General features: G+C 72.8%; 17 protein-coding genes and 1 tRNA gene. 10 read left to right on the top strand and 8 right to left on the bottom strand.

Going from position 1 to position 17200, the window contains the following annotated elements; all coding sequences use genetic code 11:
• Positions 1-156: 156 nt before the first annotated feature.
• From ACH4D3_RS09155 to ACH4D3_RS09140, 4 genes are all read left to right on the top strand, one after another.
• Positions 157-801: an HNH endonuclease family protein gene (locus tag ACH4D3_RS09155; protein WP_003976456.1), complete on the top strand. Its 645-nt coding sequence runs from the start codon at positions 157-159 to the stop codon at positions 799-801.
• An 88-nt stretch (positions 802-889) separates the two neighbouring features.
• Positions 890-2584: an alkaline phosphatase D family protein gene (locus ACH4D3_RS09150; protein ID WP_398318397.1), complete on the top strand. Its 1695-nt coding sequence runs from the start codon at positions 890-892 to the stop codon at positions 2582-2584.
• 276 nt (positions 2585-2860) lie between these two features.
• Positions 2861-3322, top strand: coding sequence for a DoxX family protein (locus ACH4D3_RS09145; protein ID WP_398318394.1), 462 nt, complete (start codon positions 2861-2863; stop codon positions 3320-3322).
• A gap of 178 nt (positions 3323-3500) precedes the next feature.
• Positions 3501-4139: a DedA family protein gene (locus tag ACH4D3_RS09140; RefSeq protein ID WP_398318391.1), complete on the top strand. Its 639-nt coding sequence runs from the start codon at positions 3501-3503 to the stop codon at positions 4137-4139.
• A gap of 431 nt (positions 4140-4570) precedes the next feature.
• On the opposite strand, the gene ACH4D3_RS09135 is transcribed toward ACH4D3_RS09140, so the two are convergent.
• Both ACH4D3_RS09135 and ACH4D3_RS09130 read right to left on the bottom strand, forming a co-directional pair.
• Positions 4571-4804, bottom strand: coding sequence for a DUF2277 domain-containing protein (locus tag ACH4D3_RS09135; RefSeq protein WP_398318388.1), 234 nt, complete (start codon positions 4802-4804; stop codon positions 4571-4573).
• Between the two features lie 4 nt (positions 4805-4808).
• Positions 4809-5342, bottom strand: coding sequence for a GNAT family N-acetyltransferase (locus ACH4D3_RS09130; RefSeq protein ID WP_398318385.1), 534 nt, complete (start codon positions 5340-5342; stop codon positions 4809-4811).
• Positions 5343-5457: 115 nt separating this feature from the next.
• On the opposite strand from ACH4D3_RS09130, the gene ACH4D3_RS09125 reads away from it, so the two are divergent.
• Complete coding sequence (locus ACH4D3_RS09125; protein WP_398318382.1) at positions 5458-5793, top strand: hypothetical protein; 336 nt, start codon at positions 5458-5460, stop codon at positions 5791-5793.
• Between the two features lie 50 nt (positions 5794-5843).
• On the opposite strand, the gene ACH4D3_RS09120 is transcribed toward ACH4D3_RS09125, so the two are convergent.
• Positions 5844-5918, bottom strand: a tRNA-Val gene (locus ACH4D3_RS09120).
• A 226-nt stretch (positions 5919-6144) separates the two neighbouring features.
• Here ACH4D3_RS09120 and ACH4D3_RS09115 point away from each other — a divergent pair.
• From ACH4D3_RS09115 to ACH4D3_RS09105, 3 genes are all read left to right on the top strand, one after another.
• Positions 6145-6915, top strand: a complete 771-nt coding sequence (locus ACH4D3_RS09115) for a DUF4097 family beta strand repeat-containing protein (protein WP_398318379.1) — start codon at positions 6145-6147, stop codon at positions 6913-6915.
• A gap of 71 nt (positions 6916-6986) precedes the next feature.
• Complete coding sequence (locus ACH4D3_RS09110; protein ID WP_398318376.1) at positions 6987-8390, top strand: hypothetical protein; 1404 nt, start codon at positions 6987-6989, stop codon at positions 8388-8390.
• A gap of 56 nt (positions 8391-8446) precedes the next feature.
• Positions 8447-8665, top strand: a complete 219-nt coding sequence (locus ACH4D3_RS09105) for a zinc ribbon domain-containing protein (RefSeq protein ID WP_011028303.1) — start codon at positions 8447-8449, stop codon at positions 8663-8665.
• Positions 8666-8710: 45 nt separating this feature from the next.
• Here ACH4D3_RS09105 and ACH4D3_RS09100 read toward each other — a convergent pair whose 3' ends face one another.
• The gene (locus ACH4D3_RS09100; protein WP_398318373.1) at positions 8711-9355 is read right to left on the bottom strand and encodes a response regulator; all 645 of its coding nucleotides are present in this window, start codon (positions 9353-9355) and stop codon (positions 8711-8713) included.
• The gene (locus tag ACH4D3_RS09095; RefSeq protein ID WP_398318370.1) at positions 9346-10488 is read right to left on the bottom strand and encodes a sensor histidine kinase; all 1143 of its coding nucleotides are present in this window, start codon (positions 10486-10488) and stop codon (positions 9346-9348) included. Before ACH4D3_RS09095 ends, ACH4D3_RS09100 begins: the two co-directional genes overlap by 10 nt.
• 132 nt (positions 10489-10620) lie before the next feature.
• Here ACH4D3_RS09095 and ACH4D3_RS09090 point away from each other — a divergent pair, with 132 nt between their 5' ends.
• The gene (locus ACH4D3_RS09090; protein WP_398318367.1) at positions 10621-11466 is read left to right on the top strand and encodes a DedA family protein; all 846 of its coding nucleotides are present in this window, start codon (positions 10621-10623) and stop codon (positions 11464-11466) included.
• On the opposite strand, the gene ACH4D3_RS09085 is transcribed toward ACH4D3_RS09090, so the two are convergent.
• The 3 genes from ACH4D3_RS09085 to ACH4D3_RS09075 all read right to left on the bottom strand — a co-directional run bounded on the left by ACH4D3_RS09085 (position 11384) and on the right by ACH4D3_RS09075 (position 15972).
• Positions 11384-12196, bottom strand: a complete 813-nt coding sequence (locus ACH4D3_RS09085; RefSeq protein ID WP_398318365.1) for an HAD family hydrolase — start codon at positions 12194-12196, stop codon at positions 11384-11386. The genes ACH4D3_RS09090 and ACH4D3_RS09085 overlap by 83 nt on opposite strands.
• On the bottom strand, positions 12196-14727 hold the full coding sequence (locus ACH4D3_RS09080; RefSeq protein WP_398318362.1) for a phosphoribosyltransferase: 2532 nt from the start codon (positions 14725-14727) through the stop codon (positions 12196-12198). Before ACH4D3_RS09080 ends, ACH4D3_RS09085 begins: the two co-directional genes overlap by 1 nt.
• Positions 14728-14805: 78 nt before the next feature.
• Positions 14806-15972 carry an HpcH/HpaI aldolase/citrate lyase family protein gene (locus ACH4D3_RS09075; RefSeq protein ID WP_398318360.1) on the bottom strand — a complete coding sequence of 389 codons (1167 nt, stop codon included), beginning with the start codon at positions 15970-15972 and terminating at the stop codon, positions 14806-14808.
• Positions 15973-16178: 206 nt separating this feature from the next.
• Between ACH4D3_RS09075 and ACH4D3_RS09070 the strand changes: the two genes are divergently transcribed.
• Entirely contained in the window at positions 16179-17189 is a 1011-nt protein-coding gene (locus tag ACH4D3_RS09070; protein ID WP_398318357.1) for a TerD family protein, read from the top strand.
• Positions 17190-17200 lie beyond the last annotated feature (11 nt).

Genomic DNA, 17200 nt, shown 5'->3' with positions numbered 1-17200 from the left:
GTCCCGGCCCGGCTCCCGTCACGAGATTCGCCGCGCTTCTAGACGTGCCATGCACACGTCACTAACTTCTTACCGACCGCACACCTGTGCGCCATGCGGCGTCGCGAGCATTCCCCTGCCCGCGTCCCAACACCCCCACACCTCAAGGGAGTTCGCATGCCGAAGTTCTACGCGCGTCGACGGCTCGGTTTCCTCGCCGCGTTCACCGGGCTCATAGCCTCCGCCGGGCTCCTCAACGGCCCGGCCGCCTCCGCCGCCCTCCCCACCCCGGTCAGCGCCGCCACCGCCCGCACCTACCTCGCCTCCCTCACGGTGGCCACCGAGGACCGGACCGGCTACGACCGCGACCTCTTCCCGCACTGGATCACCCAGTCCGGCACCTGCAACACCCGCGAGACGATCCTCAAGCGCGACGGCACGAACGTCGTCACCGACTCCTCCTGCGCCGCCACCAGCGGCAGTTGGTACTCCCCCTACGACGGTGCCACCTGGTCCGCCTCCTCCGACGTCGACATCGACCACCTCGTGCCGCTCGCCGAGGCCTGGGACTCCGGCGCCGACTCCTGGACCACCTCGCGGCGGCAGTCGTTCGCCAACGACCTGACCCGGCCCCAGCTGCTCGCGGTCACCGACAACGTCAACCAGTCCAAGGGCGACCAGGATCCGGCCACCTGGATGCCCTCGCGCAGCGCCTACCGCTGCACGTACGTGCGCGCCTGGGTGCAGGTGAAGTACTACTACGACCTCTCGGTCGACTCGGCGGAGAAGTCCGCGCTGCAGGGCTACCTCGCCAACTGCTGACGCCCCGTACACCGTCCGTTCGGCGCGGAACCTCCCCGCCGGCCTCCGTCGTTCCGTACCGTACGGGGCGACGGAGGAGAGGATCATCATGGCGGAACTGCGCCTGGGCCCACTGCTGAGGTACACCGACGGTTCGTGCGCGACCGTCTGGGTCGAGACGGACCGCCCCTGCACGGCCGAGGTGCGCTGCGCCGACGGCGCCCGGGGCACGGCCCGCACCTTCCGGATCGCGGACCACCACTACGCCCTGGTCCCGGTCGGCGGCCTGACCCCCGGCACGGCGACGGAGTACGAGGTGCTGCTCGACGGCACGGGCGTGTGGCCGCCGCCCGATTCCCGCTTCCCGCCCTCGGTGATCGCCACATCCGGGGACGACGCCGGCCTGCGCGTCGCCTTCGGCTCCTGCCGCTGGGCGGCGCCGCCCGCGGGCGGCAAGGGCAGGGTGGGCCCCGACGCCCTGGACACCCTCTCCGCCCGCGTCGCGGCCGATCCCGGAGACGCCCGCCCGGACGTGCTGCTGCTGCTCGGCGACCAGGTCTACGCCGACGAGATCTCCGACGCCACGCGCGAGTGGATCGCCGGGCGCCGCGACGTGACGGCGGGCCCCGGCGACCAGGTCGCCGACTACGAAGAGTACACCCGCCTCTACTACGAGTCCTGGCTCGACCCCGAGGTGCGCTGGCTGCTGTCCACCGTGCCGAGCTGCATGATCTTCGACGACCACGACGTCATCGACGACTGGAACACCTCCGCGTCCTGGCTCGCCGACATGCGGGCCACCGACTGGTGGCAGGAACGGGTGCTGAGCGGGCTGATGTCGTACTGGGTGTACCAGCAGCTGGGCAACCTCTCCCCGGACGAACTGGCCGCCGACCCGCTCTACACGGCCGTCCGCGAGGCGTCCGACGGCACCGAAGCGCTGCGGGAGTTCGCCGCACGGGCCGACGCCGATCCGGCCTCGGTGCGCTGGAGCTACCGGCGCGACTTCGGGCGCACGAGACTCCTGATGGTCGACTCCCGCGCGGCCCGCGTCCTGGACGAGGACCGCCGCACCATGCTCGACCCGGGCGAGGCCGCCTGGCTGCGCGAGCAGGTCATGGAGGGGCGGGACGGTGGCGACAGCAGCGAGGGCGGCATCGGCGACGGCAGCGACGGCGATGGCGGCGACGGTGCTTACGACCATCTGCTGATCGGCACCTCCCTGCCCTGGCTGCTGCCCCACCTGGTGCACGACGTGGAGGCGTGGAACGCCGCGATCTGCGGCGGCGAGCGGGGCGCCCGCTGGGCACGGACCGGGGAACGGATACGGCGCGGCGCCGACCTGGAGCACTGGTCCGCGTTCCCCTCGTCCTTCGAAGCCCTCGGCGACCTGATCGCCGATGCCGGTACCGGGCCGGGGGCGCCCGCGACGGTGAGCGTGCTGTCGGGCGACGTCCACCACGCCTACGTGGCGGAGCCCTCGTGGCCGGGGCGCACACCCGACGCGCGGGTGGCCCAGCTGACCTGCTCCCCCGTCCACAACTCGGTGCCGCTCTCGATCCGCCTCGGCTTCCGCTTCGGCTGGAGCGCCCCGGCGCGGGCCCTCGGGCGGCGCATCGCCCGGCACGGGCGATGCGCGCCCCCGGCGGTGAGCTGGCGCAGGACCGGCGGGCCCTGGTTCGGCAACCAGATCATGACGCTGACCCTGCGGGGGCGGTCGGCCCGGCTGCGCCTGGAACAGGCCCGCGCGAACCGGGACGGGACGAACGTGCTGCGGACGGTCACGGACCGGGAGTTGACGTAGCCGTACGGAGTCCCTACGGAGTCTGTACGGAGTCGTTCCGGCATGAGTCGTCGCGAGCCGGGAGGGGTATGAATTGAGTCACATCGGTGGGCCGCGCCGCGGGTGTGGGAGCGCTCCCACCTGGAGCGGCGGCAGCGCCGGACGGGTGACTGCACGTCAGGTTATGGCTAAATGTTGAACTTGCAAGTACTCATTAGGCTCACCTAACGTGGCAGCCCACTCGGTTCCGTCCCCCACCGGCCCGCCCCGGCCGGCCGACCGAAGGAGCACCCCCGCATGCCCGCACGCCTCAACAGCACCAGCGCCCAGCCGTACGTTCTCGGCCTGTTCCGCATAGTCGTCAGCCTGCTCTTCGCCTGCCACGGCGCCGCCTCCCTCTTCGGTGTCCTCGGGGGCGCCGCGATGACGGGCGGCACGATCGACGCGGGCACCTGGCCGGGCTGGTACGCGGCCGTGATCCAACTGGTCGGCGGCGGCCTCGTCCTGCTGGGCCTCGGCACCCGCCCGGCAGCGGTCATCTGCTCCGGCTCCATGGCCTACGCGTACTTCAAGGTGCACCAGCCGAACGCCCTGTGGCCGATGGAGAACGGCGGCGAGGCCCCCGCCATGTTCTGCTGGGCCTTCCTGCTGCTCGCCTTCACCGGTTCCGGCGCCTTCGGCCTGGACCGTCTCCTCGCCCGGCGCACGTCCGAGCGGGAGGAATCCACCCCCGAGCGCCAGACGCCGGTCGCCGCCTGAGCCTGGGCGGACCCCCGCCGCCCCTCCCCCGTGTGAACGTCCCGCGTCGATCACACAAGCCCCCTGTGAACCCTCTGTCACACCCCGGGCGTACGCTGTATGGCTGTCATTGGCCGCTCCTGCCGTCCCCGCGTCTCGCGGCATGGCCCGGCCCACGGGGGAGTAACGGGGAGTTGTCGTGGTCGAAGGTCTGGGAAGTATCGGGTCGCTGGTCAGCAGCCCATGGATTTATGTGCTGGTGGGCGCCTCGGTGCTGCTCGACATCTTCCTGCCGGTGCTGCCGAGCGGGGTCCTGGTGATCACCGCGGCGACGGCGGCGGCCGCGGGTTCGGGAGCGGCGGCTGCCGGTCGGGTCCCGCAGGACGTCCCCGACATCCTCGTCCTCACGCTCTGCGCGGCGACCGCGTCCGTCATCGGTGACCTGGCCGTCTACCGCCTCGCCTGGCGCGGCGGGGCACGGCTGGACCGCGCGATTGCCCGTTCCCGGCGGCTGACCACCGCGCAGGAACGTCTCGGCGGCGCCCTGGCCCGCGGCGGCGGTGCCCTCGTCGTCCTGGCCCGTTTCGCCCCGGCCGGCCGCTCGGTCGTCTCACTCGTCGCCGGCGCGGCCCATCGCCGGGTCCGGGAGTTCCTCCCCTGGTCGGCCCTGGCCGGCCTGGCGTGGGCCGCGTACAGCGTCGCCCTCGGCTACTTCGGCGGCCAGTGGCTGGGCGCCACCTGGCTGGCGACGGGAGTGTCACTGGTGGCGCTGTTCGGCGCGGGCGCGGGCGCGGCATACCTGATGCGCCGCCAGCCACGAACGACGGAAGCCTCGTAGCGACGGAAGCCCCCTGGCGACGGAGGCCGCGTAGCCCACGGACCTCGACCGACCGGCTTGCGAGGCGGCGGATCGGTGAGCCGGCGGTCGACGGGTCGGCAGACCGGGGGCTCGGCCGAGCGGCGAGGGCGGGGCGGCAGCGGAAGACAGCGGCGTGCGCCGCGGCGGCGGGCGGCAGTCCGCGTCAGCGCAGGCGGACGGGCAGCGGGCAGCTCGGCTTCCACGAAGGCAGGTGTCAGCAGCCCGCTCGCACGCGGCTGTCAGCCGCGCACCCGGGGACCGACAGCGTCGGCCGCGCGTATGGGCGGCCTGCCGTCGGCGGACCGGCGGCAGGCCTTCGGCCACGGCGGCGGAAGTGACGCGCGGGGCGGCAAGTGTGCGCCGCGCCACCACTCGGCGTCGGACGGCGCGCGTCGGGCCGGCCCTCGGCGTCAGGATGCCTTTCGCGCTCCGGCGCCTCCCCGTATCTCCAGGTCGGCCAGCAGCTCGGTCGTGGCCGAGGTGACGGCCTCGACGGCGCGGTCGAAGACCTCCTGGTTGTGCGCGGCGGGCGCACGAAATCCGGAGACCTTGCGTACGTACTGAAGGGCGGCGGCCCTGATCTCGTCCTCGGTGGCCTCCTCGGCCAGCACGGGCGGACGCAGGGTCTTGATGCTGCGGCACATGACGTCAGTCTCCCCTCTCGAGGTCCACCCGCCAGTCGTTCGACCTGATCCAGTGGCCCTTCGGATACTCGAAGTCGACCTGCCCGAGGAGCGTGAACCCGGCCCCTCGGCAGACCGCGTTGGAGGCGGCGTGGCCGACGCCCGGGAAGGCGTGCAGATACCGGTGGGTCCCGGTGGTGCGGGCGGCCTCCCGGACCGCGCGGGCCGCCCGCACGGCGAGCCCCCGCCCCTGGAACTCCGGCAGCACGCCCCACCCGGTCTCCCACACCTCGGCGTCCCGCCAGGTCCGCTGCCAGTGCCCGACGGAGCCGACGGTCTCGCCGCCGTCCGCCAGCGTCACCCGGTACATCTGCCCGGGTCCCGGCTCCACGTACCGCCGGTGCCGGGCCAGGAGCCGCTCCTCGCTCTCCGGGCCGCCGAGGTGCGCGGTCATCTCCGGGCTGTTGGTCCTGCGCAGCAGCCACAGGTCCCCCTCCGCCCAGGGGACCAGGCACACCCGCTCCCCGCCCGGTGCGATCCGCTCGTCCATGCCGTCCATGTCTTTCACGGTAGGGCAGGGGTCTGACAGTCGGGCCGGGCCGCGGGGCCACTCGTTCGCATGAACCACCGAAGGGAACGCGCGCCTCAAAATCGAACAGGCGTATCATTGAAACGTGGCTACGACCTATGATTTCCCCAGTGATCTCCTCGCCGGTCAGGAGGAACTGCATCAGGTCCGGGCCGAGCTGTCGGCCCTGCTCAAGAGACTGCCCTGGTCCGTCGAACCGCTCGACGGCTTCAGCGACGACAACGGCTGGCGCAAGGTCGAACGCCCGGCCTCCCCCGGCTGGTCGGCGGACGAGCAGGCCGAGGTCGAGAAGCTACGGCAGCGCGAGCGCGAGCTGGCCGTGTTCGTCAGCACCCATCGCTACTGGTCGGAGACGACCGGTCCCGACCAGGTGAGCGCCCGGTCCGAGCTGAAACACGTTCATGAGGACCCGCACGCGTAAGGCCCCCGGAAGATCTCCGGGGGCCTTGGCTCCGACGACGACGCCGGTCCTGGTGGGCGCGGACGGTTTCGAACCGCCGACATCCTGCTTGTAAGGCAGGCGCTCTACCCCTGAGCTACGCACCCAGGACGAGTCGACAGCCTACATGGCCCGGGGCGCTGCCCGGCAAACGCGTTCCCGCCGTGCTCGGACGGGGGCCGGGGGTTAACCCCACCCTCGATCCGGTAGCGGCCCGGATCCCGGCGGGGCCGCCCGCTCCGTACGGTCGAAGAGCCTCACCGAGAAGGTCTCCGCCGGCGCGGAAGGCCCCCGGGTGCGGCACCTCGTCGTCCGTTCCAGGGGGAGACCGTCATGCCCGCCCGTACCGTTCCCGTCCGCGCGTTCGCCGCCGTCGGCGCCGTCGCCGTCCTCGTCGCGGGCCTCAGCGCCTGCGCCTCGGCCTCGGACGACAAAGACCCCGAGCACCGGTCGTTCGCCCTCCAGGGCCGTACGCTCACCGTCGACTCCGACGACTCCGCCCTGGAGATCGTCGCCTCGGACGACCACGCGTCCGGGAAGGTCAGGGTCACCCGGTGGTTCTCCGGGTCGGTCGCCATCGGCTCGGACCCCGAGGTGACCTGGAAGATGGACGGCGACCGGCTGGTGCTGCGGATGCACTGCTCCGGCGTGGTCGCCGACTGCGCGGCCAAGCACCGCGTCGAGGTGCCGCGCGGCGTCGCCGTCAAGGTGCGGGACGGGGACGGCAGCGTGCGGGCGAGCGGGTTCGAGGACGCGCTGAACATCCGTACCGGCGACGGCTCCGTGCACGTCACCGACTCCTCCGGGCCGCTGGAACTGCGTACCGACGACGGTTCCGTCCGTGCCTCGGTCGCCTCCCGCACGGTGCGGGCGCAGACCGGCGACGGTTCGGTCCGGCTGGATCTCGGCACCGTCCCGGACCGGGTGGAGTCCCGCACGGGCGACGGCTCCGTGACGATCTCGCTGCCCCGGGCCACGTACAAGGTGTCCACCGACACCGGTGACGGCGCGGTCGACGTGTCCGTGCCCACCGACGACACCAGCGCGCACGTCGTCGACGCCCGGTCCGGTGACGGCAGAATCACCGTCCGAACCGCGAACTGACCGGCCCGTGTGTTCGTCCCTAACGGGTGGGAGAATGAACCCGGGCAGGACGGACGACACGGGAGAGTGATGTGACGGCGACGCCATCGCAGCCGTACTCGCCGATGGTGGCGCGCGCCCAACGCCTGCCGCACCGCCTGCGCCGGCGCCGGGCCGGCGCGGTCGCCGGCACGCTCACCCTGATGGGCCTGCCCCTGCTGGCCGTGTTCGCGCTCCCCGCGGCGTTCGCCGGGGGCGGTACCCGGCGCTGGTTCGGCGGGCGGGCCGAGAGCCAGCGGGCGGAGGCCCAGACCGCGAAGGACGACGCGGCCGCCGCGTTCTACGAACTGGACACCGCCCAGCGGGACCTGCGGATCTCGATAGAGACGATCGCGGCCGTCGATTCCTCCCCCGCCGCCCGGCGTGCGGTCACCGACTTCGATGCCCTGGGCCGGCGCATCGACGAGGTCAGCCACCAGTACATCAGCGCCGTCGACGCCCACGACCTGGACCGGGACGACCTGGAAGCGTCCGCCGCCTCCCGCGCCCGCACGGAACTGACCGCCGCCAGGACCGAGCTGGGCCGGGTCAAACAGGAACTCGACCGCTTCGCCGAGGGCCTCGGCCCGCTGCTCGGCAAGGCGGAGACCCAGTTGGCCCGGCTGGCGCCCGCCGTCGAACGCGCCCGGCAGGCGCTGCTCGCCGCCTCCAACGCCCTGGACGCCGCACGCGGCTCCGGTCTGAAGGCGGACGACCTCGCCACCCGCCTCGCCACCCTCGGCCCGGAGCTGACCCGGCTGAACCAGGGCGCGGGACAGCACGGCGTGCCCCAGACCCTTGAGCGGGCCGAACGGGTCACCCGTGAGGCCGAGGCGGTCCGCGCCGAGGCCGAACGACTGCCGGAGCGGGCCGCCGAGATCGGCCACCGCCTGGTCTCCCTGCGCACCCGCGCCCAGGCGCTGACCACCCGCACCGAACAGGTCGAGCCGGTGCTGAGCGAGCTGCGGCGCCGGTTCACCGCCGCCTGCTGGCAGGACCTCCAGCATGTGCCGGACCAGGCCACCGAATCGGTCCGGCAGGCCGAGCGGAAGCTGGCCGAGGCGCAGAGCGCCCGTGACGAACAGCGCTGGCCCGACGCCACCGCCCTGCTGTCGACGGTACGAGCGCTGCTGAACTCGACCGACGAGGCAGTGTCGGCGGCCGGCGACCGGCTGCGGCAGCTGAACGCCGTGCAGAAGGATCCGCAGCAGGAGATCGAGCGCACCCGCTTCGCCATCCGCGACGCCCAGCGCCTGGCCATGGCCGGTCGCAACACCCCCGAGCCCCGTCACGCGCGTCCCCTGGACGAGGCCGTGGCCCGGCTGGAACGGGCGATCACCACGCTGGAGGGGCGGCACCCCGACTACTGGCACTTCCTGACGGAGACGGAAGCGGTCCGGCAGACGGTGGCCCATGTGGTCGCCCAGATCCGCGAGGAGCGCGGGGCCGGTCACTGATCACCGAGTTCGGCCGACCGGGACCCGGGGCCGGCCGTGCCGGTTAATCTGTGCCCATGCCTCGCTACGAGTACCGCTGCCGCAGCTGCGGCGACACCTTCGAACTGAGCCGTCCCATGGCCGAGTCCTCCGCTCCCGCCGCCTGCCCGGCGGGTCACGACGACACGGTGAAGCTGCTGTCGACGGTCGCGGTCGGCGGCTCGGCCTCCGCACCGGCGCCGTCGTCGGGCGGCGGTGGCGGTGGGGGTTGCTGCGGTGGCGGCTGCTGCGGCTGAGCCCGGCGCCCTTCCGCTCCTGCCGGATCCCCCTCTCGGCTCCCGTCAGCTCCCCAAGTAGCGCAGCACCGCCAGTACTCTGCGTGAATAGCCCTCCCCTCCGGTCAGCTCGAGTTTGTCGAAGATCGCGTTGGTGTGCTTCTCCACCGCGCTCTGCGAGATGTGCAGCCGACGGGCGATCGCCGCGTTGGTGTGCCCCTGCGCCATCTCGGCCAGCACGTCCCGCTCCCGCACGGTCAGTCGGGCGAGCAGGTCGGTGTGCGTCGTCCTCCCGAGCAGCTGACGGACGACCTCCGGGTCGAACGCGGCACGTCCGGCGGCTACCCGCTCCAGCGCGTCCAGGAACTCGTCGACCTGGACCACCCGGTCCTTGAGCAGGTATCCGACTCCTTCCGTCTCCCCGGTGAGCAGCTCGGTCGCGTACCGCTTCTCGACGTACTGCGAGAGCACCAGCACTCCGACCCCCGGCCACCGCCCGCGTATCTCCAGGGCCGCGCGCAGGCCCTCGTCCGTGTGTGTGGGCGGCATCCGAACGTCGGCGACGACGACGTCCGGCGGGTCCTCGGCGACCGCCTTCAGGAGCAGCTCGGCGTTGCCGACAGCCGCGAGGACATCGTGGCCCTCCTCGGCCAGCAGCCGCACCAGTCCCTCCCTCAGCAGGGTCGAGTCCTCGGCGAGGATCAGCCGCATGGCAGCTCCGCGGCCACGAGGGTCGGCCCTCCCGGGGGGCTGTCCACGCTGAGGCTGCCGTCGAGGGCGGCGACGCGCCGGGCGAGCCCGAACAGTCCGCTGCCCGCGGCGTTGGCCCCGCCGCAGCCGTCGTCCCGCACGCTCACGTACATCCGTTTCTCCTCCGCTCTGACCGCGACGCTTATACGGGTCGGCGCCGCGTGCTTGACCGCGTTCGTGACCGCCTCGCAGACCACGAAGTAGGCGACGGTTGCCACGGCCTGCTCGGGCTCCTCGGTCAGGTCGTACTCCACTCCCACCGGTACGGACGCCCGCTCGGCGACCGTTTCCAGGGCCGCGCGCAGCCCCGCCTCGTCCAGCGTGGTCGGGTAGATCCGCCAGGCCACCTCGCGCAGCTCGTCCAGGGCCCGGCGGCTCTCGTCGTGGGCCTGGCCCAGCAGGCGGTCCCGGCGGTCGGCGTCCTGGCTGCGGCGGGCCCGGCCGAGCAGCATCCCGAGGGCGACGAGGCGCTGCTGCACACCGTCGTGCAGGTCGCGCTCGATGCGGCGCCGTTCGTCGTTCACCGCGTCGACGACCGCGGCGCGGCTGGCGGACAGCTCGGCGATCCGCCGCTCCAGCTCCTCCTGGTGGCGCGGGCCGAGGAAGTGCCGGGCCAGCTGCCCCTCCAGTCCCACCACACCGAATATTCCCTGCACGGTGAGGAACACGAGGAAGAAGCCGCCCAGGCTGCCCAGGACCAGCGAACCGGGGTTGCGTATGCCGTCCAGCAGGAGCCAGCCGTACACCCCGAAGGTGCCGTACGCCAGGCCGATGGCGGCGGTCAGCATCACGACCCCGCCCAGGACGCCCAGGGCCCAGTGGCAGGCGACGTACCGCAGCGCCCGCACGTCCTCGTACGCGGGCGTGACGCGGAGGTCGAGCCACATCCGCAGCCGGCCCCGCTCCAGCTCCGCCAGTATCCGCGCGCCCGCGAGGACCGGGCGCAGTACGGCCCGGCGCCCCTTCGGCCAGGCGGCCACCGGCAGCAGGGCCACGCCGGCCAGCAGGGCGAAGAGCAGCTCGACGGCGGCCGCGGCGGTCCCCAGGATGAGGCCCGCCCCGCACCGCACTACACGTCGCGCCATGACTCGCATGATCGCGAGGCTAGTCGGGCGCGGTGGGCGGGCACACTGCGGAAAACCGCAATTCCCGCCTGCGGTACACCGCAATCGATCATGCGGTCTTCCTCAGGGTCTCTTCAGCCGCGATTTTCTAGCGTGGTCGTCATGACAGCCATCGCAGCGCAGCCGGCCGTGGACAGCGGCGCGGCACCGCAGTGGATCAACGACCTCATGGACGCCCTCGGCGCCCCCGGTGCCGGTCTCGCCATCGCTCTGGAGAATCTCTTTCCTCCCCTGCCGAGCGAGGTGATCCTGCCGCTGGCCGGGTTCGCGGCGAGTTCCGGCCGGATGAGCCTGATCGCCGTTCTGCTGTGGACGACGGCGGGTTCGGTGATCGGCGCGCTCGCCCTGTACGGGATCGGTGCCCTGCTCGGCCGGGACCGCACGGTGGCGATAGCGGGGAAGCTGCCGCTGGTGAAGGTGTCCGACATAGAGAAGACGGAGGCGTGGTTCCTCCGGCACGGGACCAAGGCGGTGTTCTTCGGCCGGATGATCCCCATCTTCCGCAGCCTGATCTCGGTGCCGGCGGGTGTGGAGCGGATGCGGCTGCCCGTCTTCCTCGCCCTGACGACGCTGGGCAGCGCGATCTGGAACACCGTGTTCGTGCTCGCGGGCTACGCGCTGGGGGACAACTGGTCGGAGGTCTCGGACATCGCCTCCACCTATTCGAAGGTGATCCTCGCGGCGGCCGCCCTGGCGCTGGTGGTCTTCGTCGTCATGCGGCTGCTGCGGCCGGGCGCCGGTCACCGTCGGCGGGGCCGCGGCGACGACGGGCGGGACGGGCGGCAGGACATACGGCCGCCGGCCGACGACGAAGGCCACCCCGGCACCGGGAGCGGTGCCGGGGACGGGGACGGGGACGGCGGATTCAGCGAGTCGGGCGCACCGCGCGCAGGAACTCCCGGAGGATCCGCTCACCGGCCAGGACGCCGCGCTCGGGCAAGGCGCTGATCGTCGGAGCCGCCCATCCGGAGTCGGCCAGTTCGCCGTGGCCCGGGCGCCAGCCGCGGTCGGCGGCGAGGAGCAGGTCGGCGTCGAGGAGCGAGTCCCCGGCGGCGAGGGTGAGTTCGGCACCGGTGCGGCGGGCGACCTCGTGCACGGCGGCGCTCTTGGTGAGCGGCTTGGGCACGGCGTAGATCTTGCGGCCCTGGAGGGACACGGTCCAGCCGCGGTTCTCGGCCCACACGGCGAGTTCCTTCACCCAGTCCTGGGGCAGCAGGTCGCGTTCGACGACCAGGTAGGCGAAGAGGTCCTCGGCTACCCGGTGCTTGCGCACCCACAGCGGGTCGGCGGTGTTCGTCAGGTGGTCGCGGACCTCGGCGAGCGAGGCGCATTCGTCGGCCAGCCGTGCGGTCACCCGGGCGTGCCAGGTGGGGTCGGAGACGCCGTCCACCAGCAGGTGGCCGCCGTTGGCGCAGATCGCGTACTTCGGCGCGGGGCCCGGGAGGTTGATCCGCTGGTACTGCTTGCGGGTCCGGGTGGTGGTCGGCACGAAGAGGGCAGTGTCGCCGAGTTCGGTCAGCAGTTGGGCGGCCGTCTCGGTCAGGTAGGAGAGGGGTTTGCTCTCGTAGACCTCCACGCACAGCAGGCGGGGTGCCCGCAGGTCGGGCATGGTCAGTCCGAGGGCGGCCGCGGAGTAGATGAGGGTGCGGTCGAGGTCGCTGGCGACGAGTACGGGCATCAGAGCGTCACCGCCTTGCCGTCGGCGCCGGTGGCGCCCCGCGTGTACTGGGGGTGGATCAGCCCGACACAGGTGTACGGGAGGTCGGCGACCTCCTCCACGGGCACGCCCCGTTGTTCGGCCAGCAGGCGGACGTGGTCCAGGTCGGCGCCGGCTCCGGTGCGGGCCAGCACCTTCCACGGGACGCGGCGCAGCATCACCCGGGTGGTCTCGCCGACGCCGGGCTTGACGAGGTTCACGTCGTGGATGCCGTACTCCTCGCTGATGCGCTCGACGGCGGCCCAGCCCTCCCAGGTGGGGGTGCGGTCGGCGGAGAGGAGGTCCTTCGCCTGGGCGTCGACCGTGTCCGTCACGTCGGGGAAGCGGGCCGAGACGGCGTCGAGGAAGTCCGGTGACAGGTCGGCGGCGGCGAGTTCGCGGTAGAACTTCGCGCCGTGGAAGTCGTGCGGGCCGACCAGGTCGGCGCGGAGCACGGTGCGGGATATCAGGCCGGAGACGGTGGAGTTGAGGCAGGCGGAGGGGATGAGGAAGTCGTCACGGGTGCCGTAGGTGCGTACGCAGGAGCCGGGATCGGCCAGTACGGCGATCTCCGGGTCGAAGCCGGTGATGCCGTCGGTGGCCTCGAATTCGCGCAGGGCGGCGGCGAGTTCGCGGGTGATGGCGCCCTTGCCGGTCCAGCCGTCGACGAAGACGACGTCGGCGGGGTCGTGGTGGCCGGCCAGCCAGCGCAGCGCGTTGGCGTCGATGCCGCGGCCCCGGACGATCGACACGGCGTAGTGGGGGAGGTCGAGACCATGGCGGAACTGCGCCCAGCGGCGCATCAGAACGCCGACCGGGGTGCCCGCGCGGGCGAGGGAGACCAGGACGGGGCGGGGCGACCGTTCCGCGAGGACGATCTCGGTGACGGCGCCGACGGCGCGCGCCAGCCGGGCCGCGGACGTCTCGAGCGCCGCGTGGAACAGGTCCTGGTACTGCTCGCTGGGCTGGTACTCCACGGGCAGCGACTCGGCGTAGTGCGCGCCACCGCTCTGGATCGCCTCCTCGCGCTCCTCGGTCGGTGCCTCCAGCGTCACGTCCGAGAGGTCCTGGAGCAGCCAGCCGACCTCGTCGGGCGCGTACGAGGAGAAGTCGGGGCCGCGCAGGGGCTCGGACAGCATGGAGGGCCTTTCGGGGGCGTGCGGGGGGCGCGGGACGTAGGACGGGACGACGGCGAGCAGGACGTGGGGGACGTGGGCGGCGAGCCGGGCCGGCAGTCCGTCCGGGGCGTGCAGCGCGGGGGTGTCGGCGGCCGAGTCGACGACGGCGACGACGGCGTCGAAGCCGCCGCCCGCGACGTTGTAGGCGTAGCGCTCGCCGGGGCCGTCGGCCGGGTCGTCGTGCGCGGGGAAGACCAGACGGGTGCGGATGGCGTAGCCGGGGTCGTCGACGGCGAGGACGGGAGAGCGGGTGGTGGTGGAGTAGCGCACGTCGACGTCGCCGCCGACGGTCTGCTCCAGCGCGTGGGCCAGGCGGAGGGGGGCGTACATGAGCTCCTCGAAGCCGAGGACGAGCACGCGTCGGGCGCCGGCGGGGAGCGCCTCGGCGATCCGTGCCGCCATGGCGGGCAGGGCGGCCTCCAGCCGGGCGCGGTGGGCGGCGGTGAATCCGTGCCGTCCGCCGTCGGGCACGTCGTGCGGCCAGCGCAGCCGGACGCGCTCGACGGATCCGGACGGTGGCGTGGCCGGTGCGGGGCCGGTCGGCCCAGTGGCCGTCGCCTCGTGCCGGGCGACCAGCTCCTGCCCCTTCTCCAGCACGCCCGGGGGAAGCCGGACCGTGCCGGAGGCGGTGGTCACCAGGTCCACGCGGGCGCCGATCTCCCGGGCGAAGTCGTCCAGCCGGCCGGCGTCGGCGGGCGAGCGCATGTCGACCAGGGCGACCACGACGTACCGCTTGCGGGGGTAGCGCTCGTGCAGGGCGCGGACGGTGTTGAGCACCGTGTTGCCGGTGGAGAACTCGTCGTCGACGAGGACCAGCGGCCCGTCTCCGGCCAGCAGTGCCGGGTCCTCGGGCAGCAGGAGGTGGGAGGTCGCGTGCGAGTGGGACTCCTCGAAGCCGCCGGCCCGGGCGACTCCGGCGACCGGGCGGCGGGTGGAGTGCAGGTAGGGGGCGGGGCCCAGGCCGTCGGCGACACAGTGGCCGAGTCCGGTGGCGGTCTCCGCGTAGCCGAGGACGACCGCGCGTGCGGCCTCCTCGGCGCCGAGCAGGTCGCGGACGCGTCGGCCCAGGGCGACGCCGTGGCCGTGGACGACGGCGGGCGACTGCGGGACGTGTTTGCCGAGCACGTTGGAGACGAGCAGGTGCGCCCGCTTGGGGTTGCGGCGCAGGGCGAGCCCCAGCAGGCCGGTCAGCGCCTCGTCGCCGGTGAGTCGGACGCCGAGCCGCTCGGCGACCCAGCTGCCGGACCAGACTCCGGCGTGCTCACCCGCGTGCCCTCCGGCTTGCTCACCCGCGTACTCGTCGGCGTGCCCCTCGGCGTGCGCCCGCTCGGTCATGTACTCGTGCCTCCCGTTGTCCGCCGCGGCGTGGGCCCGGCGTCGGTGGTGGATCGCTTGCGTCCGGTCGCCCGGCGGTCAGTCGGAGAGTCCGGCGGCGAGCAGCTCCACGAAGCCGATGTCCTCGTTCGCCACCCCGAAGATCTCGGCGCGCAGCAGGGTCCGCTCGGCCCAGGCGCGGTGCGGCTTCACCTCGTTCATCTTGTTCGTGTAGGCCGACCGCATCACGCCTCCGCCGCAGCGTTCGGGCCGCAGGATGTCCTGGGCGTCGCTGAACTCCTCGTGGCTGACCACGGACAGTGCGTGCACCGGGAGCACGTGCGAGGGGTGGATGCAGGTCTTGCCCAGCAGGCCGTTGGCCCGGTCCAGGGAGATCTCGCGCAGCAGGCCGTCCATGGAGTGCTCGATGAGCTTCTGGCGCAGTTCGACGGCCTGCCCCTCCAGGAAGGGGCTCTGACGCAGTTGCGGTTTGAACATCCTCTCCTGGACGCGGAAGTACTCCCACACGGGCCCGGTCACCGTGAATCCGGTGCCGTCGGCGCGGGCGAGCATGTTGACCACGTCGGCGATCACGGAGGCGACGATCTGGACGTCGTAGGCCGTCATGTCGGGGCCTCGGCGCAGTCCGTAGGAGGAGCAGAAGTCGGTCACGCCGAGCCGCAGGGCCAGCACGCGGTCGCGGTACTTGTCGACCGCGCGGAAGATGCCCTCCAGCGTCTGGACCCGGGACTCCCGGTACAGCAGGTCCGGGGACTCGAGCACGGGCATGGCGAAAAGCCTGCGGCCGCTGGTGGCCTCGGCGGCGGCGAGCGCCTCCAGGAAGGGCATGCCGCGTTCCTCGGTGAACTTCGGCAGCACGAACCCGGACAGCAGCCGCACGGCGGGGCCGAGGCGCCGTACGAGGTCGGGTATCTGCTCGGGGGTGCGGACCCGGACGAACAGCAGGGGGACCTCGTCGGCGGAACGTTCCGCCAGGTCCGTGAGCTGACGGACGAGGTTCGCCTCGCCGACGGGGACGTCGGCGTCGTCGATCGAGTCCTCCAGGCACAGCACCATCGACACCAGTCCGCGCGCGCTCTGCTTCAGGATGTCGTCGGCGAGGCTGGGCCGGGTGGCCGGACTGTAGAGCGTGGCGCCCAGGGCCGCGGACAGCAGCCTGGCCGGGGAGTCCGCGGTGAAGGAGCAGGGCTCCTGATGAAAGAGACGCTTCCGCACATCAGGGGCTATCTGTCCGAAGTGACGCATTTAAACTCCCCCGTGGTGTCTGGGCGACCTGGAATCGTCGAAAGGTGGCCGGTAATAGTACGTAGGTAGTGATGTCGGAGGTTCCCACCGGGCATGAATTCCAGGTAACCCGGCCGTGTCGGCGACGGCGACCCGAGGCGGGCGGACGCGAGCCGAGTACCGCCCCCGCGTTGTCGTGACCAGGACCGAGAGGGCAGGATGACGACATGACGCACGCGATGCTGAAGGGGTCGAACGTCCCGCTGCAAGCCACCACGGTACGCGCCGTGCTGCGCTGGACTCCCGGGCAGGGGGTTCCCGACGTCGACGCCTCCGCGCTGCTGCTGGGGCCGGACGACCGCGTGCGTTCCGACGAGGACTTCGTCTTCTACAACCAGCCACGGCATCCCTCCGGGCAGGTCTGGCGGCTCGGCAAGAAGCGGGTCACCGAGGGCCTGACCGACACGATCCAGACGGACCTCTCCGGCGTCGAGCCCTCGGTGGGCCGGATCCTGCTGGTCGCGTCGGCGGACGGCGTGACCTTCGACCGCGTCCGGTCGCTGCGCATCCTGCTGCACGACGCGGCGGCCGACGCGGAACCGCTGGCGTACTTCGACGTCACACCGGAGACCGGCCAGGAGACGGCGCTGATCTGCGGCGAGCTGTACCGGCGCGGGGAGGGCTGGAAGTTCCGGGCGCTGGGCGAGGGCTACTCCAACGGGCTCAAGGGCCTGGCGACCGACTTCGGCATCTCGGTGGACGAGTCGGAGGGTGCGGACGACCCCATGTCGGCCCCCCGGCCCGACGCCGCGTCGACGTCCCCCGCAGTCCCTTCCACCGCCTCCCCTTCCGCCGCTTCGCCGTCCGCCCCCTCGCAGGCCACGCCCGACCAGCCGACGCCCGCGCAGTCCACCCCCGCTCCGCCGGCGGTCGGCCCCGACCACCCGACGGCCGTGCAGCCGCTCCCGGGGCCTTCGCGCCCCCTGCCGCCCGAGCAGCCCACCGGCGTACCGACGCAGCCCGCGTACGGCTATCCGCAGCAGCCGGCGGCGGCCCAGCCCGCCTACGGCTACCCCCAGCCGGACGCCGGCCGGCCCGGGTACGGGTATCCGCAGGCGCCCGCGGCGGCCGGGGTCACCGGAGCGCAGTCCGGCTACGGCTATCCGCAGCCGGTCGCCGGGGCGCCCGATCCGGACTTCCGGCTGCCCCCGCAGGGTCCGCAGTTCGTCGGCCGGTAGCCACCGCGGAC

It is taken from the genome of Streptomyces sp. NPDC018026, from assembly GCF_044327745.1.
GTDB lineage: Bacteria > Actinomycetota > Actinomycetes > Streptomycetales > Streptomycetaceae > Streptomyces > Streptomyces rubrogriseus.
Note: the sequence above shows the minus strand (reverse complement) of the source record. Positions and strands in the feature narration are given on the sequence as shown.

Excerpts from the sequence above, each read along its gene's own strand:
- ACH4D3_RS09155 (WP_003976456.1), top strand. The coding sequence starts at position 157 with ATGCCGAAGTTCTACGCGCGTCGACGGCTCGGTTTCCTCGCCGCGTTC.
- ACH4D3_RS09150 (WP_398318397.1), top strand. The coding sequence starts at position 890 with ATGGCGGAACTGCGCCTGGGCCCACTGCTGAGGTACACCGACGGTTCG.
- ACH4D3_RS09145 (WP_398318394.1), top strand. The coding sequence starts at position 2,861 with ATGCCCGCACGCCTCAACAGCACCAGCGCCCAGCCGTACGTTCTCGGC.
- ACH4D3_RS09135 (WP_398318388.1), bottom strand. The coding sequence starts at position 4,804 with ATGTGCCGCAGCATCAAGACCCTGCGTCCGCCCGTGCTGGCCGAGGAG.
- ACH4D3_RS09130 (WP_398318385.1), bottom strand. The coding sequence starts at position 5,342 with ATGGACGGCATGGACGAGCGGATCGCACCGGGCGGGGAGCGGGTGTGC.
- ACH4D3_RS09115 (WP_398318379.1), top strand. The coding sequence starts at position 6,145 with ATGCCCGCCCGTACCGTTCCCGTCCGCGCGTTCGCCGCCGTCGGCGCC.
- ACH4D3_RS09105 (WP_011028303.1), top strand. The coding sequence starts at position 8,447 with ATGCCTCGCTACGAGTACCGCTGCCGCAGCTGCGGCGACACCTTCGAA.
- ACH4D3_RS09100 (WP_398318373.1), bottom strand. The coding sequence starts at position 9,355 with ATGCGGCTGATCCTCGCCGAGGACTCGACCCTGCTGAGGGAGGGACTG.
- ACH4D3_RS09095 (WP_398318370.1), bottom strand. The coding sequence starts at position 10,488 with ATGCGAGTCATGGCGCGACGTGTAGTGCGGTGCGGGGCGGGCCTCATC.
- ACH4D3_RS09090 (WP_398318367.1), top strand. The coding sequence starts at position 10,621 with ATGACAGCCATCGCAGCGCAGCCGGCCGTGGACAGCGGCGCGGCACCG.
- ACH4D3_RS09085 (WP_398318365.1), bottom strand. The coding sequence starts at position 12,196 with ATGCCCGTACTCGTCGCCAGCGACCTCGACCGCACCCTCATCTACTCC.
- ACH4D3_RS09080 (WP_398318362.1), bottom strand. The coding sequence starts at position 14,727 with ATGACCGAGCGGGCGCACGCCGAGGGGCACGCCGACGAGTACGCGGGT.
- ACH4D3_RS09075 (WP_398318360.1), bottom strand. The coding sequence starts at position 15,972 with ATGCGTCACTTCGGACAGATAGCCCCTGATGTGCGGAAGCGTCTCTTT.
- ACH4D3_RS09070 (WP_398318357.1), top strand. The coding sequence starts at position 16,179 with ATGACGCACGCGATGCTGAAGGGGTCGAACGTCCCGCTGCAAGCCACC.